The following is a 15,371-nucleotide window of genomic DNA, read 5'->3' on the forward strand; positions in this document are numbered from 1 at the left end:
CCCGGCGCGGGGACATGGGAGAGTAATATGGTTTTGCGTAGATTCGGCCGGAAAATGGCTGGCAGCGTCGCTCTTTGCGCGATTGTTTCCTCTCTGCCCGCGATTGTCCAGCCTGCTATGGCCGATGTGACCATAGCCGCATCGGCCCAATCGCTCGGCCCCTATAATGCGACATTCCTGCAAGGCGGCATCGGCATTGACCGCGAACTGCCGCCTTCGGAACTGTTGGCCGGCGGATCGAGCATGACAATATCGGCCTGGGTCAATGCCGCCGAAATTGCCCAAGGCACGGTAGGCCTGATCGTGCTGGGCGAGCTTTCCGGGGCGACGCGCAGCCTTATGCTGATCGACGGACGCCCCGCGCTGCAATCGGGCGATGCGTCGCATCGTTTGCTGGCCACCCAAGCGCTCGCCAAAGGCCAATGGCATCATATCGCCGCCACGCTGAGCGCCGGTGGCGCCCAGCTTTATGTCGATGGCCAGATGGTCGCGTCGGGGCCGCTGTCGGTGCAACCCGTTGCCGGACAAATTCATATCGCCCCGGTGCAAAACGGCCAAATCCATTTCAACGGCTCGCTCGTCTCCGCCCAAATCGCACCCTCTGCGGGCAGCGCCAAAACCATCGCCGCACAGGCCGCCGCCCGCCCCGCCTTTGACCTCGTCCATATGTGGCAGGTGGGCGTGGGCTGGGAATTTCAGAAGACCGCCAACACCGGCTATTGGCGACCGCAGGACCCTTGGACCCTGCCCATGGCCAAGGGCGAAGGCACCGCGCCTGTCGCCAAACCCGTCATCCCCCGCCCCGCCATGGAACCCATCGCGCCCGACCGCTGGCGGCTTAATGGCTGGCAACTGGCCGCCGCGCCCGATGTGGCGCAGGACGGCGCGGCCCTCTCACGCCCCGGCAAGCCCGCAGGCATCTGGCGCGCGGCGACCGTTCCCGGCACGGTGTTGACCACGCTGATCGATCGCGGGGTCTATCCTGATCCTTATTTCGGCCTCAACAATCTGAAAATCCCGGAAAGCCTCGCCCGGCAGGATTACTGGTACCGCACCAGCTTCACCCTGCCCGCCTCGGCCAGCGGCAAGCGCCTCGCGCTTGTCCTCAACGGCGTGAATTACACCAGCGAGGTCTATATCAACGGCGCGCAGGCAGGGGGCACGAAAGGCGCCTTCACGCGAGGCCGGTTCACCTTCGAGGCTGTGGCGGGCGAAAATACTGTGGCCATCCGCGTATCGCCGCCCCCGCACCCCGGCACGCCGCATGAACAATCGATCAGCGCGGGCGTGGGCGAAAACGGGGGGCAATTGGCTATCGACGGCCCGACCTTTATCGCCACCGAGGGCTGGGACTGGATCCCCGGCATCCGCGACCGCGACACCGGCCTGTGGCAGGATGTGGAAATTCAGGCCACCGGCCCGGTGCGCCTTGGCGACCCGCAGATCATCACCGATCTGCCCCTGCCGCGCATAGACGAGGCCGACATCTCCATCACAGTGCCGGTCGTTAACGACAGCGCCCAGCTCCGCCACGTCACCATCACCGCCAGTTTCGACGATGTGCGCGTCAGCCGCGAGATCACCGCCCCGCCCGGCCAGAGCGAGGCGCGCTTTGCCCCGTCCGAATTTGCCGCGCTGCATGTGAAGAACCCGCGCCTGTGGTGGCCCAATGGCTATGGCGATCCGGCGCTCCACACGCTCCTTCTCGAAGCCAGCGTGGATGGACAGAGCGCCGATACCAAGAGCACCCGCTTTGGCATTCGCGAGGTATCCTATGACCTCTCGCTGATGGACAAGGCGGGCCATCTGCGCCGCGTCAATGTCCAGCCCACCGATGGGCGGCAGGCGGGCGTCAAGCTGATCGACGTGCGCCACGAGGCGATCAAGGAAAGCCCCAAGGGCTGGGTGGAATCGCTGACGGCGGCGGGGGAGACATCCCCGGCGGTGCGCGATCTGGGGGCGGAGGACACGATGCCCGAACCGCATCTGACCATCCGCGTCAATGGCGTAAAAATCGCCGCGCGCGGTGGCAGCTGGGGCATGGACAATGCGCTCAAACGCCATGACCGCGCCCGGCTGGAACCTTATTTCCGCCTGCACAAGGACGCCCATCTCAACATCATCCGCAACTGGATGGGCAACAACACCGAGGACGAGTTTTTCGATCTGGCCGACGAATATGGCATGATGGTGCTCAACGATTTCTGGCAATCGACCCAGAATTTTCAGGTCGAACCGCAAGACCCCGCCCTGTTTCTGGCCAATGCCGAGGATACGGTGAAGCGCTATCGCAACCATCCCTCGATCGTGGTGTGGTTCGGGCGGAACGAGGGCGTGCCCTATCCGCTGCTTAATGAAGGGCTCGACGATCTGCTCTTCCGCCTCGACGGCACGCGCTGGTTCACGGGCAGCTCGAACACGGTGAACCTGCAAGGTTCCGGTCCCTATAATTACCGCCAGCCCGAAGCCTATTTCACCGATCTGGCCACCGGCTTTTCGGTCGAAACCGGCACGCCTTCGCTGGCCACGCGTGAAGCGATTGCCGCCTATGTGCCCAAGGCGGACCAATGGCCGCTCAGCGACACGCTGGCCTATCACGACTGGCATTTTTCCGGCAATGGCGACACCAAGACCTTCATGGCCAGCCTGAACACCCGTTTCGGCCCCGCCACCAGCTTTGCCGATTTCGAGCGCAAGGCGCAGATGATGAACCTTGAAGGCCACAAGGCCATGTTCGAGGGCTTCCTCGGCCATCTGTGGACCAAGAATTCGGGTCGCTTGCTGTGGATGACCCATCCGTCATGGACCTCGAACGCATGGCAGATCTACAGTTCGGATTACGACACCCATGCTGCCTATTACGGCATCGCCAAGGCGTCCGAGCCGGTCCATGTGCAATTGAACCTGCCCGGCAATGAGGTTGTGATCATAAACACCACCCGCGATACGGCTCCCGGCCTTGTCGCCACCAGCCGCATTCTGGGGCTGGACGGCAAGGAGCTTTTCGCCCGCACCGACCGGCTCGACGCTTCGGCCAATGCCGATACGATGCTGGCCCCGCTGCCGCTGGACAAGGTGCTGGCCGATCATCCGATGGTGCTGGTGACGCAGAGCCTGAGCGATGCTTCGGGCCGTCTTGTCTCATCCAATTTCTACTGGCGCGGGTGCGATGAGGCCAGCTATCGCGCGCTGGACGCCATGCCCAAGGTGGCCCTGCGCGCCAAACTGACCCCGCCCGCCGCCATCGGCGGCGAGCAGGAATTGCGCGTCACCATCACCAACCCCGCCGCCACGCCTGCCCTTGCCGCCAAGCTGACCCTGCTCGACGCCAAGGGCGAACGCATCCTGCCCGCCTATTACAGCGACAATTACGTCTCGCTGACCGGCGGGGAAAGCCAGACCATCACCATCCGCTATCCCGCGCGTAAAGGCCCCGCGCCGCATGTAGCGCTGCGCGGATGGAATGTGGTTGAGGCCGAGGCGCGCCTGCCATGAGATGGCGCGCCTTATGGCTGGCGGCACTGCTGAGCGCGGGGGCCGCACAAGCCGCCCCGCCCTCCGTGGCGATCACAGGCGGCACGGTTCAGGGCAGCACCGACGCGCATGGCACGCAGATCTTCCGCGCCATTCCTTATGCCGCGCCGCCGCTTGGGGCACAGCGCTGGCGCCCACCCGCGCCCATTACGCCATGGAAAGGGCTGCGCGATGCGGCAAAGGCGGCTCCCTCCTGTCTGCAAAATGACTATGGCTGGAACCATGCCGATTATGTCCGCGCGTCTGAGGATTGCCTTACGCTGGACGTCGCTACGGCTGCGCTGACGGGCAAACGCCCGGTCATGGTGTGGATCCATGGGGGCAGCAACCGGGCAGGCTCAGCCGGCGATACGGTACTCTCACCCTTGGCCCAGCGCGGGGTTGTGCTGGTGGCGATCCAGTACCGGCTGGGGATTTTCGGCAACCTGCCTCACCGCGCACTGGCCTCAGAACAGGGTGGGCATACGGGCAATTATGGCCTGATGGACCAGATCGCAGCGCTGCGTTGGGTTCAGGCCAATATTGCCCGCTTTGGCGGCGATCCGGCCAATGTGACGATTTTTGGCGAATCCGCCGGTGGGCAGGATGTCGGTCTGCTGCTGGCTGCGCCAAGCACGCAGGGGCTTTTCGCCCGCGCCATTCTGCAAAGCGGCACGCCCTCCTTCGGCCTGACATGGCGCCCGCTGCCCGAGGCTTTGCGGATCGGGGATCAGCTTGACGCCGTGCTGGGCACAAATGGCGGCATCGAACCTCTGCGCGCCGCATCCGCTCATGCGCTGCTGGAGGCAGACAGGGCGTTGCATGATCCCGCCTTGCAAAGCGATGATTTCCTGTGGCTGCGCACAACCATCGACGGCATGGTTCTGCCCGATACGCCCGCCGCGCTGATGGCCCATACTCTGCCCAGACCGGTGATCATCGGATCGAACCGCGCCGAATTCGGCCTGCCGGGCGGGCGCCCTCATCGCGATGCGGGCGTTGACGCCGCCTTTGGCCCCAATGCCGATAAGGCCCGCACCTTTTACCACCTCGATCAAAGCGATCCCCCCGCCGATCCGCGTCTGGGCAATCGCGACCTGCGCATCGCCACCGACATTCTGTTCCGCTGCCCCGCCGGGCAATGGGCCGATGTCCTCTCGCGCGCAGGATCCAAGGTCTGGCGCTATGAGTTCGATCTGGCCGCCAATGGTGGCCTCTCGTTTCATGGGTCCGATATTTCTTATGTGCTGAGCGATGCACGTTTCGGCTCGCTCTCGCTGGCCGATTACTGGCTGAGCTTTGCCAAGAGCGGCGATCCCAATGATGACGCCCGCCCGCCATGGCCTGCGTTCGGCCCAAACAAGCAGCACGTCCTCTTCACCGCCTCGGGCGCGTCGGTCCAGACGCAGGAGGCATCCCCCTGCCAATGGATGATCCAGCCATGACCCCCACCCATCGCCGCGCCATACTCAAAGGTCTGGGCGCACTTGCCCCCCTTGGCCTTGCCGCCCCGGCATGGGCACAGTCCGCCCCCGCCGAAAGCCCCGAGGCCGCCCGCGCCCATACCGATTTCGCTTGGCTTGCTCGATATGGCGAGGACAATCGCCGCCTGCTGGCCGAAGGGTCGCACACCCGCATCGTCTTTATGGGCGACAGCATCACGCAGGGCTGGCGCGACAAGAACCCGGAATTCTTCCCCGCCGGACGTGTCAATCGCGGCATCGGCGGACAGACCACGCCGCAAATGCTGCTGCGCATGATGCAGGACGTGATCGCGCTGCGCCCCCGCGCGGTGCATATCATGGCGGGCACGAACGACATTGCGGGCAACACAGGGCCAATGACCGCCCAGATGACCCGCGACAATCTGGACGCGATGGCCACGCTGGCCAAGGCGCATCATATCCGCGTGCTGCTGGCCTCGATCCCGCCTGCGGGTAATTTCCCATGGCGTCCGGGTCTTGAAACCAAAGGTCCGATTGCCGCACATAATATCTGGCTGCGCGACTATGCATGGGCCCATGGCCATGTGTGGGTTGATTATCACCCGGTTCTTGCCGGGCCCGATGGCGCGATGCGCGAAGGGCTGGCCGTCGATGGCGTTCACCCCACGCCTGCCGGTTATGCGGCGATGAACAGCGTGCTCCTTCCTATCCTTACCAAGCTGGACCTTGCATGAGTTTGCTCGATCTGCTGCCGCGCATCGCGGTGGACAAGCCTTGGGGCCGCGCCGATCTGCCCGCGCCCTTTACTCCCGCCCCGGAGGGCAAGACCGGCGAGATCTGGTTCGATCCGCCGCCATTGCTGCGCGAACTGCTGGTGAAATATATCTTCACCAGCGAAAACCTTTCGGTTCAGGTCCACCCCAGCGATGCGCAAACCCTCGCCAAAGGGCTGGGCGCGCAGGGCAAGGAGGAATGCTGGCTGGTCATCGAGGCCCAGCCCGGCGCGAGGCTGGGCATCGGATTGCGCGAAGCCACCGATGCCGAAACCCTGCGCGCCGCCGCGCTCGACGGCTCGATCGAGGCGATGATGGACTGGCATAAGGTCCGCCCCGGAGATTTCTTCTATATCCCGGCGGGCACTATCCATGCCATTGGCGCGGGCGTGACCGTGCTGGAAATCCAGCAGAACAGCGACATCACCTACCGCCTCTATGACTATGGCCGCCCCAGGTCGCTGCATCTGGACGAGGGCACGGCGGTGGCTCTGCCGGAAACCTATGACATGGCCGGGATGCACAAAGTGCTGCCCGAAGCCGGGAGCCTGTCGCTGGTCGATGGTCCGCTGTTCCGGCTCGATCTGTGCGAAGGTCCGCTCCTGCCCGTCACGCTGGCGGCCTATGGTTCGGAGCCTAAGCTCATCATTCCCCTCAACGCACCGCTGCGCGCGGGCGATGGTATGGCCAGCCCCGGCGATTGCGCCCTTGTCACCGACCTGAACGCCCTCGTCATCGCGCCCGCCACGCGCTTCCTGATCGCTCAACCGATCCCTTCGGGAGAAACCCTGTGAGATCCCTTTGCTTCCGCCAATTTCTTGCCGCGCTTCTGGCCCTTCTCGCCTTCGCGCCCGCCTTGGCCCAAAGCGCCGCCCCTCTGGTCCAGACCCCGCCGATGGGCTGGAACAGTTGGAACCGCTATGGCTGCCGCATTGATGAGGGCCTGATCCGCGGCGTGGCCGATGCGATGGTGGCCAATGGGATGCGCGACGCGGGCTATGCCTACGTCAACATCGACGATTGCTGGCAAGGCGAGCGCGACAAGGACGGGTTCATTCAAGCCGACCCGGCGCGCTTCCCCTCGGGGATCAAGGCGCTGGCCGATTATGTCCATGCGCGCGGGCTGAAACTGGGCATTTATTCCGATGCGGGCACGAAAACCTGCGGCGGCCGCGCGGGCAGTCAGGGCCATGAATTTCAGGACGCGACGCAATATGCCCGCTGGGGTGTAGATTACCTGAAATATGACTGGTGCAACACCGGCGCCGGCGCGGCCCAGCGCAACCCGCGCGAGGCCTATGCCACGATGCGCGCCGCGCTGGATCAGGCGGGCCGCCCTATCGTCTTTTCCATCTGCGAATGGGGCGACAGCAAGCCGTGGGAATGGGCCACCGGCATCGGCAATCTGTGGCGCACCACGGGCGACATCGCCAATTGCTGGTCCTGCAAACTGGGCCATGGCAGCTGGAACAGTCTGGGTGTGATGGAGATCCTCGACAAGCAGGAGGGCCTGCGCCGCTATGCAGGGCCGGGGCATTGGAACGACCCGGATATGCTCGAGGTCGGCAATCTGAGCGATCTCAACGAAAACCGCTCGCATTTCGCAATGTGGACAATGCTGGCCGCGCCGTTGATCGTGGGGGCCGATATTGCGGGCCTGAAGCCTGAAATCACCCGCATCCTGACCAACCCGCGCCTTGTCGCCATCGATCAGGACGCGCTGGGCATTCAGGGTTTCGCATGGCAGCGCGGTGCCGAACTGGAAATCTGGGCGCGGCCGCTCTCGGGCCATCGCTGGGCTATTGCGGCGCTCAACCGTTCGTCCGTGGCGCAAAGCCATGTGCTGGATTGGTCGAAAGAACCGCTGGGCGACGATCTGAACCAGACCTTCGCCAAGATCGGCGAGCATCATTTCAACCTGATCGATGCATGGACCGGCAAGCACGTGGGCGACACACAAAATGCCCTGCCGCTGCATGTGGCCCCGCGCGATGCGCAGGTCTTTATCCTCGAACCCAAGGCGTAAGGTAGGCCCCCATGGCACTGGCCCCCAATCTGTCCGCCGAGCGCGACCTGCAAACCGAGGAGGCGGAAGGCACGCATGTTGACGCACCCGAACTGCGCATCTTCGTCCTTGCACTGTTCTTCATCTTTGGCGGCATCACCAGCCTCAACGATGTCATCATCCCCAAGCTGAAAGACCTCTTCACGCTCAGCTATATGCAGGCGATGCTGGTGCAGTTCTGCTTTTTCACCGCCTATGCCGTGATGGGCCTGCCCGGCGCGGCGCTGGTCAAGCGGATCGGCTATATGCGCGGGGCGGTGGTGGGGCTGCTCACGATGATGGCCGGTTGCCTGCTCTTCATCCCCGCCTCGCAAAGCGCCACCTATGGCCTGTTTCTCTTCGCGCTCTTCGTGCTGGCCAGCGGCGTGGTGGTGGTGCAGGTGGTCACCAATCCGCTGATCTCGCTGCTTGGCCCGGCGCGGACCGCGCATAGCCGCCTGTCCTTTGCGCAGGCCTTCAACAGCCTTGGCACGGTGATCTTTCCCGCCGTGGGCGCCAGCCTGATCCTTGGCGATCTTAAGGCGGTCAAGGCCGATGCCCTCACCGGACCGGCGCTGGCGGCCTATCGCATGGCCGAAACCCAGACCGTGGTGCATACTTACACCGTGCTGGCGCTGGCGTTGCTGGTGGTGGCGGGCGTGGTCTGGGCCAACCGGCATCGCTTGAGAGACGAACATCACGAAAGCTCCTCGCTGGTCGCCAGCTTTGCCCTGCTTCGTGACAAAAGGTTTGGTCTGGGGGCGCTCTGCATCTTTCTCTATGTCGGGGCTGAGGTGTCGATCGGTTCGCTGATCGTCAACTATCTCAAACAGCCCAAAGTGCTGGGCCTCGATGATGCCGGGGCGGGTCTTTACATTCCCTATTACTGGGGCGGGGCGCTGGTCGGCCGCTTTATCGGATCGGCGATGCTGCGGGCGGTGTCTCCGGGCAAGGTGTTGGCCTGCAATGCGTTGGGCGCCATCGCGCTGATCCTGATATCGGCCAATGCATCGGGCCATCTGGCCGCCGCCAGCCTGCTGCTGGTCGGGCTGATGAACTCGATCATGTTTCCCACCATCTTCAGCCTCGCCTGCAAGGGGCTGGGGCGCAGGGCAGCCGATGGTTCGGGCATCATCAACATTGCCATTTTCGGCGGGGCTTTAGTGCCGATCCTGACCGGAGCGCTGGCGGACGCCACCGCGAGCCTGCCGCTGGCGCTGGCGCTGCCGGCTCTGTGTTATGCGGTCATCGCCTATTTCGGCTATTATACCCATAAGCCGTCAAAGGCCGCCGTTAAGCGCTGAGGTTTCGGCGCGGCGGCGCGCAGAGCCGCGCCGCCGCGCCGGACATTGTCATAACGGCCATCCGCCTGCAATCGCCCCGCTGGCCAACACATTCTTCATCCGCGCCATCGGCAACGGCGATCTGATCTTCGACCCCAGAGTGGGCGTCTATTAGATTTTCCAAATCTACAAATGAATAGAAAATTAAAAATAATTTTATCGGCTCATTTGCAAATTAAATAAGATTTTAAAAATCAATACATCAAAAATAACATCGAATTATTCCCCACCAATTCCTTCGGCATGATGCCCTTATCAAAAAGGGTGATCTCTCGCCACGAAGGAGAACAACATGTCTCTATCCCAAACCCATACCCCCGCCATTCTCGACATCCGCCCGCTGCAGCCCACCATCGGCGCTGAAATCCACGGTATCGACCTGTCCCAACCGCTCAGCGATGCCCAACGCGAAGCGCTGCGGGCCGCCGTGATCCGTCACAAGGTCGTCTTTTTCCGCGATCAGACCCTGACACCTGAAACGCAGGCTCGTTTTGCCGCGCAATTCGGTCCGCTCTACACCCATCCCACCACCACCGCGTCGAAACAGGCCGCCCCCGACCTCTCGCCCATCCACAAGATCGCGGCGGAGGAAAACGCCAAATATGACAAACTGGCCAAGCGGCGCGGGATCAAGCCGGGCGAGGCCTATCATTCCGACACCAGTTGGCGCCTTGTGCCGACATGGGGGGCGGTGCTGGCCGCAGTCGATCTGCCGCCGGTGGGGGGCGATACGGTCTGGGTGGACGCGCATCTGGCCTATCAGGGCCTGCCCGAGGACATCAAGGCGAGGCTGGAGCACGCCTATGTCACCCATGATTTCCGCGCTGCGCTGGAGGTGGCGGGCCATGATTATCCGGTCGTCTCGCATCCCGTCATCCGCACCCATCGCGAAAGCGGCGAAAAGATCCTGTGGGTCAATTTCACCCAGAACCCCCAGATTCTGGGGCTGGATCTGGCCGAAAGCGAGGAATTGCTCGAAGCGGTCCTGCTGCAATACAAGCGGCCCGAATTTCAGGTCCGCTTCAGCTGGCGCCCCGGCTCGGTAGCCTTCTGGGACAATCGCGGCGCGGTGCATTACGCGGTGCGCAATTACGGCGACTATCCCCGCCTGCTCAACCGCGTGCTGATCGAGGATGAACCGCTCTGGGCCGATCTCTGACTGCTTCTTTCCGGCTCCGCCTCTTCCAAGGGGGGGAGCCGGAAACGGGTTATCAGGCCTTCATCTTAGGCAGCGTGAAACAGGCCAGACAACCGCCCGAAGGAACATGATCGAGCCAGACCTGCCCCCCGTGCGATTCAATGATCGTCCGGCAGATCGACAGGCCCAGCCCCTGATCCGAAGCGCTCAGCTTGCCGCCAAATCCGGCCAGCGCATGGCGGCCATCGACATGAGGCCCCGGACCATTATCCGTGACCACGGCCCGCAGGAAATGGTCATCGTGATCCTTGATGCAGACATCGACATAGGGCGAATTGCGGCCAGAAACGGCATGGACCGCATTGCTGATAAGATTGACCAGAACCTGTGCGATCTGGATCGGATCGACCAGCACGCGCGCCTCGCCCTCATAGGGCGCGGCCTCAACAAACACTTCATGCTCCCTTGCATGCGGCTCGGACAAAGCCAGCGCCTCCATCACGATGGCATCGAGGCGGGCGGGCACTTTCTCGATCTCGCCATGGCGGATGAAGGAGCGCATTTTGCGAATGATATCGCCCGCGCGCGAGGCCAGCAGTGCCACTTCATCGAGCGAGGCGATCACATCATCGCGCGTTTCCGAAGGCAACAGCGCCCGCGCCGTCTGGCTGTTCAGCAGGATCGCGGCCAGCGGCTGGTTCAGCTCATGGGCCAGCGTGCTGGCCATGGTCTCCATGGCGTTCACTCGCGACAGATGCGTGACCTGCGCCTGCAACCGCTCCATCGTCGCCTGCGCAGCCAGATGCTCGGTGATATCCTCGACATAGATCGTGTAAGTGGCCCCGCCGCTATAACGGAACCTGGAAAAACGTGTGCGGCCGGTAAAGGTCGATCCATCCTTGCGCAGGAATTCGAGCGCGCCGACCTCAATCGTGCCTTCAAAAGGCGTGCCCCGCAAATGATCGTAACGCTGCCTGATCAGCACACGTGAAAGCTCTGTCAGCAGGATCAGGCCCGATTGCCCGATCAGATCCTGCGCATTCCATCCAAACAACACCTCGGTCTTGCGGCTGACCGCCGTGACAATCCAGTCGTCGTCCACCAGCGTGGTGGCAAAAGGAACGCTTTCAAGGATCGAGGTGTGATAGCGCATGTTGACCGTCAGCCGGTCGATCAGCGCCTGTTCGGCCGTCACATCGCGGCCCACCGCAAAGGCGCCGATGATCGCCCCCTCGCCATCGCGCACCGGCCCGATTGTATAACGGCCCAGCCATTGCTCGCCCGTGTCGATGCGGCGCATCCGATAATCGGCGCCGCGCGTGGTCTCCCCGGCCAGAGCTCTTTTGACCAGCTCATAACTGTCATTGGGCAATCCCTTGCCCAGCGCGACGCGCTCAATCGGGCCCCAGCCCTCCTGCAGCGCGAGTTTCCATTCCATCTTGTTTGGAAACCGGTTGAAACGGGCGCAGGCCGAATTGCAATCCACCGCGACCCCATGAACATCGAACACCATCAACGCCTCGTCGACATGCTCGATGGCTTCCTCCATCAGCCTGTGGCGCATGACCTTGTCGTCGCCCAAGGTAACGGGATCATCCATGTGGTTCATCGGCGTAGAATGCCGCTAAAATACATCATGACAGTTGTCCGTGCAGACCCGTTCTGTTCTCAGGCCAGTCCCGAAGCGCGATTCACGCTCGGGTCCGGCCTTGCCAACCTACTGACAACGCCGCGACTCCCGGCGCTATTCGTAACATTCCCAATAGGGCGCCCGCGCGCCAGTCGGGAAAGCCTGTCAAGGGCCCGCTCAGCGATCATGAAAGACCCCTGATGCCGCCGCCCGGACCGGCGCAAGGCCCCGTTTTGTGGCGATGCGATAGGTCCTCTGCCATGCGTCATCCGACCCCAGACCCGCAGCAAAGGCGATCCGCAGCGTGTCAGCGAAATTGGTCAGATCCAGTTTGCTCATCAGATTGGCGCGGTAAACCTCCACCGTCCTGACGCTGATCCCCAGATCAAAGGCGATGGTCTTGTTGGGATAGCCGCAGGCAAGACCGTCCAGCACCTGCCGCTCGCGCTCGGTCAATCCGGCGATGCGCGTCTTGGCCAGCAGTTGCTGCTCTGCGCGCGTTTCGCGGTCGTGCAGATAGCCAAAACCGTTTCGGATCGCCTGAAGCAGCTTTTCGCGGTCGCATGGCTTTTCGAGAAAATCGACTGCCCCGGCCTTCATCGCCCGCACCGAAAGCGGAACATCGCCGTGCCCTGTCAGCATGATGACCGGGAAATCCAGCCCTTCGCGGGCCATGCGCGCCTGCACCTCCAGCCCGTCGATCCCCACCATGCGTATATCGAGCAGGACGCAGCCCCGCGCCTCCCGCGAGACGCCTTTCAGAAAGGTTTCGCCATCGGGCCAGCGTTCGACGGCATATCCGGCGTTGCGCAAGAGAAAATCAAGCGACCGCCGCATGGAATCTTCATCATCTACAACATGAACGATCTGCCTCTCAGTCATCGCTGAACTCCCCTGGACCCCGTATCACCATCGGAACCGTGAAATGAAAGGCGGTTCCCCCGCCCGGCACAGCTTCGTGCCAAAGGTTGCCGCCATGGGCTTCGACAATCGCGCGACAGATCGACAGGCCAAGCCCCATGCCCGTCGATTTGGTTGTGGCAAAAGGATCGAACAGGGCATCGGCAATATCGGGGGAAATGCCGGGCCCATTGTCGATCACCGACAAACACATCATGTCCCATTGCTCGGTGGCTTTGACGGTAATCGCGCCGCCCGGCCCCACCGCTTCGACCGCGTTGCGCAAGAGATTGACCAAAACCTGCTGGATCTGCACCCGGTCGATCAGCACCGGATTGATATCTGCGGACATATCCACATTGTATCGCACATCGGGACAGGCCCCGCCCGGCATGACAAGAGCGCAGGTCTGCCGGGCCAGCACATCGGGTTGCTCGCGGCTCAGCGACAATTCGCCTCGGGCGATGAATTCGCGCAGACGCTGAACGATGGCGCCAGCGCGCAACGCCTCCTGCCCCGCCGCCGCCAGCGCATCGCACATCGCGCCTGCCGCCTCGTTCTCGCCCAGTTTCGCCATCTGGGCGCAAGCCTGAACATAATTTGTGATCGCCGCCAAAGGCTGGTTGAGATCATGGGCCAGCGCCGTGGCCATCGTGCCCACCGCCCAGATCCGCGACAGACGGGCCAGCTCATTCTGCAATTCGCGCAGTTGCGCATCGGCCCGCTCGCGCCGCGTGAGATCGCGCATAAAACCGGTGAACACCCGCCGGTCGGCCAGTCTGGCCTCGCCCACGGCCAGTTCGAGAGGCAGCGTCGAGCCATCCTTGCGCCGTCCGATGACCCGGCGCGGCTGTCCCACAATATGGCCGTTGCCGGGCACACCGAAACAGGCCGGATCGTCGCCATTGCGGGTCGCTTCGGCATCGACCATCAGCATCGTGACGTCGCGGCCCAGCACTTCGGGCACGCTGTAGCCGAACAGTTTCTCGGCCGCCGCGCTGAAGGACTGGATGGCGCATTTTTCGTCGATCACCACCATCGCGTCGGGGATGGTTTCGAGAATAAGGCGCATCTGGGTTTCATTGGCCGCGATCATGCGCCGCCATTCATCCTCGTCGGTGATGTCATGCACAACCCGGCCAAAGCCGATCAGCACGCCATGCTCGTCGCGAATTCGGCTCAGCGTGGCATCGGCCAGAAAGTGGCTGCCATCCTTGCGCAATTGCAGCGAACGATCCCGAAACGAGCCGTCACGCGCCGCCTTTGCCAACTGATGGCGGGGGCGCCCGGCGGCATTGTCGAGCGCATCGAACAATCGCTCGTAATGACGGCCAAGCATTTCCTCTTCGTCCCAGCCGAAGAGCCGCCGCGCGCCATCATTCCACATCGACACCCGCCCTTCCGGGTCGAGCATGTAGATCGCGTAGTCCTGAACATTGTCGATCAACAGGTCGAGCTGCCGCTTGACGGCGCGCGCGCGCTCGTCATTCTCGACGCTCCCTGTCAGCTTCTGGGTAAAGAGCATGACCCCGCCAATACCGCCTTCGGGCAGGCGCCAGGGCACGATTTCCCATTGAACCCAATCGTATGAGCCATCGCCGCGCCGAAAGCGCTCCAGCTCGCAATGCAGCGTTTCTCCGGCCAGTGCGCGACGGTGAATGTCGCGCCAGCGGTCATCGGCATCGGGAAAAAACGCATAATAAGAGCGCCCTATTACCGAAGGGCCATCAAGTGCGTAATCCGTCAGCCAACGCTGGCTGCACGCAATATAGCACATGTCGCGGTCGAACATCGCAACGGCGGCAGGGACATGTTCAAGAAACAACGCCCATGTCGGTCTCGCAATCTCAAGATTTCCCAAAACCATCCGCTGCCCCCCCGCTTTTTATTCGAGGCCCGTTTGTCCGGGCTTTTCGAGCAATCTCCACTCGCTATTTCAAAGACGCCGCCCCGACCTGGTGATTGGGCGCCTCCTCAAGCGCCAACCAACCAAATGCGGATATAACCGGTGAAACGCGGAGAGGCGTGTGGCTATCCGTATTATTGCTAGGTAAAGACATAATAGCATTAACCATCGAGGTCCAGAGTCATCATTTTGGCTATCCTGTCAGGATCGCAATGAAGCGGCGTCTTTCTAACAAATTTGCAGATCGAGACGCAGTTTAATCAATACAATCTCTTATTTTTCATTGCTTTTCTTTCCCCTCGTCATGACCCAGGATACTAACGCCATACGCGCAGAAGCCCTTTCGGCCTCTGCGCGCAGGGCCATCAGCCCACTCTCGGGAAAAAGACGGGTTCCTGCCCCGCGCCCGCGCCCAAAATGCCCATTCCCGCTCCCCTCGTATGTTTGCGGATCGCTAGGCAGGAAGTGGGCGGGCACATTGCAGGCGGCAGGTAATTCGCATCGCCCCCACCCCCGCCGCCATGCGGATTGCCTGCTACCAAGCGCAATTTGCGCTGTCCAAATTTTGCTCGGGCAGAAGACTGTACATGGCGTTTCCCCCGATGCCGGTTCAGGCGGGACCGTGCCTTGTGCATGGTCCCAAAGGAATAATTCGCCGATTTTCAAAAGGTATGAGCAG

Annotated in this window: 10 protein-coding genes; 7 read left to right on the top strand and 3 right to left on the bottom strand. The window is 62.5% G+C overall.

The features are described 5' to 3' along the window. The first annotated feature begins 27 nt into the window (after window positions 1-27). The 7 genes from GGR38_RS03340 (at window position 28) to GGR38_RS03370 (ending at window position 10,277) form a co-directional block, all read left to right on the top strand. Window positions 28-3,495, top strand: a complete 3,468-nt coding sequence (locus GGR38_RS03340; RefSeq protein WP_246404206.1) for a glycosyl hydrolase 2 galactose-binding domain-containing protein — start codon at window positions 28-30, stop codon at window positions 3,493-3,495. Further along, the gene (locus tag GGR38_RS03345) at window positions 3,492-4,958 is read left to right on the top strand and encodes a carboxylesterase/lipase family protein (protein WP_183622639.1); all 1,467 of its coding nucleotides are present in this window, start codon (window positions 3,492-3,494) and stop codon (window positions 4,956-4,958) included. The genes GGR38_RS03340 and GGR38_RS03345 overlap by 4 nt, the downstream gene beginning before the upstream one ends. Further along, entirely contained in the window at window positions 4,955-5,692 is a 738-nt protein-coding gene (locus GGR38_RS03350; protein ID WP_183622641.1) for a GDSL-type esterase/lipase family protein, read from the top strand. The genes GGR38_RS03345 and GGR38_RS03350 overlap by 4 nt, the downstream gene beginning before the upstream one ends. Further along, the gene (locus tag GGR38_RS03355) at window positions 5,689-6,525 is read left to right on the top strand and encodes a class I mannose-6-phosphate isomerase (RefSeq protein ID WP_183622643.1); all 837 of its coding nucleotides are present in this window, start codon (window positions 5,689-5,691) and stop codon (window positions 6,523-6,525) included. Before GGR38_RS03350 ends, GGR38_RS03355 begins: the two co-directional genes overlap by 4 nt. Beyond that, window positions 6,522-7,757 carry a glycoside hydrolase family 27 protein gene (locus GGR38_RS03360; RefSeq protein ID WP_221226986.1) on the top strand — a complete coding sequence of 412 codons (1,236 nt, stop codon included), beginning with the start codon at window positions 6,522-6,524 and terminating at the stop codon, window positions 7,755-7,757. The genes GGR38_RS03355 and GGR38_RS03360 overlap by 4 nt, the downstream gene beginning before the upstream one ends. Window positions 7,758-7,768: 11 nt before the next feature. Then, entirely contained in the window at window positions 7,769-9,079 is a 1,311-nt protein-coding gene (locus GGR38_RS03365; RefSeq protein ID WP_183622645.1) for a sugar MFS transporter, read from the top strand. Window positions 9,080-9,410: 331 nt separating this feature from the next. Continuing rightward, on the top strand, window positions 9,411-10,277 hold the full coding sequence (locus GGR38_RS03370) for a TauD/TfdA dioxygenase family protein (RefSeq protein ID WP_183622647.1): 867 nt from the start codon (window positions 9,411-9,413) through the stop codon (window positions 10,275-10,277). 52 nt (window positions 10,278-10,329) lie between these two features. Here GGR38_RS03370 and GGR38_RS03375 read toward each other — a convergent pair whose 3' ends face one another. The 3 genes from GGR38_RS03375 to GGR38_RS03385 form a co-directional block, all read right to left on the bottom strand. Beyond that, window positions 10,330-11,856, bottom strand: coding sequence for a PAS domain-containing sensor histidine kinase (locus GGR38_RS03375; protein WP_183622649.1), 1,527 nt, complete (start codon window positions 11,854-11,856; stop codon window positions 10,330-10,332). A 207-nt stretch (window positions 11,857-12,063) separates the two neighbouring features. Continuing rightward, window positions 12,064-12,768 (bottom strand): response regulator transcription factor, encoded by a 705-nt coding sequence (locus GGR38_RS03380; RefSeq protein WP_183622651.1) that lies wholly within the window; start codon window positions 12,766-12,768, stop codon window positions 12,064-12,066. Next, window positions 12,761-14,653 carry a PAS domain-containing sensor histidine kinase gene (locus tag GGR38_RS03385; RefSeq protein ID WP_183622653.1) on the bottom strand — a complete coding sequence of 631 codons (1,893 nt, stop codon included), beginning with the start codon at window positions 14,651-14,653 and terminating at the stop codon, window positions 12,761-12,763. The genes GGR38_RS03380 and GGR38_RS03385 overlap by 8 nt, the downstream gene beginning before the upstream one ends. Window positions 14,654-15,371: the final 718 nt, after the last annotated feature.

The sequence above is a fragment of the Novosphingobium sediminicola genome (assembly GCF_014196525.1).
In the GTDB taxonomy this organism is placed as follows: Bacteria; Pseudomonadota; Alphaproteobacteria; order Sphingomonadales; family Sphingomonadaceae; genus Novosphingobium; species Novosphingobium sediminicola.

What these genes read in the sequence shown, in the direction of transcription:
- GGR38_RS03340 (WP_246404206.1), top strand. Translation starts at nt 28, where the DNA reads ATGGTTTTGCGTAGATTCGGCCGGAAAATGGCTGGCAGCGTCGCTCTT.
- GGR38_RS03345 (WP_183622639.1), top strand. Translation starts at nt 3,492, where the DNA reads ATGAGATGGCGCGCCTTATGGCTGGCGGCACTGCTGAGCGCGGGGGCC.
- GGR38_RS03350 (WP_183622641.1), top strand. Translation starts at nt 4,955, where the DNA reads ATGACCCCCACCCATCGCCGCGCCATACTCAAAGGTCTGGGCGCACTT.
- GGR38_RS03355 (WP_183622643.1), top strand. Translation starts at nt 5,689, where the DNA reads ATGAGTTTGCTCGATCTGCTGCCGCGCATCGCGGTGGACAAGCCTTGG.
- GGR38_RS03365 (WP_183622645.1), top strand. Translation starts at nt 7,769, where the DNA reads ATGGCACTGGCCCCCAATCTGTCCGCCGAGCGCGACCTGCAAACCGAG.
- GGR38_RS03370 (WP_183622647.1), top strand. Translation starts at nt 9,411, where the DNA reads ATGTCTCTATCCCAAACCCATACCCCCGCCATTCTCGACATCCGCCCG.
- GGR38_RS03375 (WP_183622649.1), bottom strand. Translation starts at nt 11,856, where the DNA reads ATGGATGATCCCGTTACCTTGGGCGACGACAAGGTCATGCGCCACAGG.
- GGR38_RS03380 (WP_183622651.1), bottom strand. Translation starts at nt 12,768, where the DNA reads ATGACTGAGAGGCAGATCGTTCATGTTGTAGATGATGAAGATTCCATG.
- GGR38_RS03385 (WP_183622653.1), bottom strand. Translation starts at nt 14,653, where the DNA reads ATGGTTTTGGGAAATCTTGAGATTGCGAGACCGACATGGGCGTTGTTT.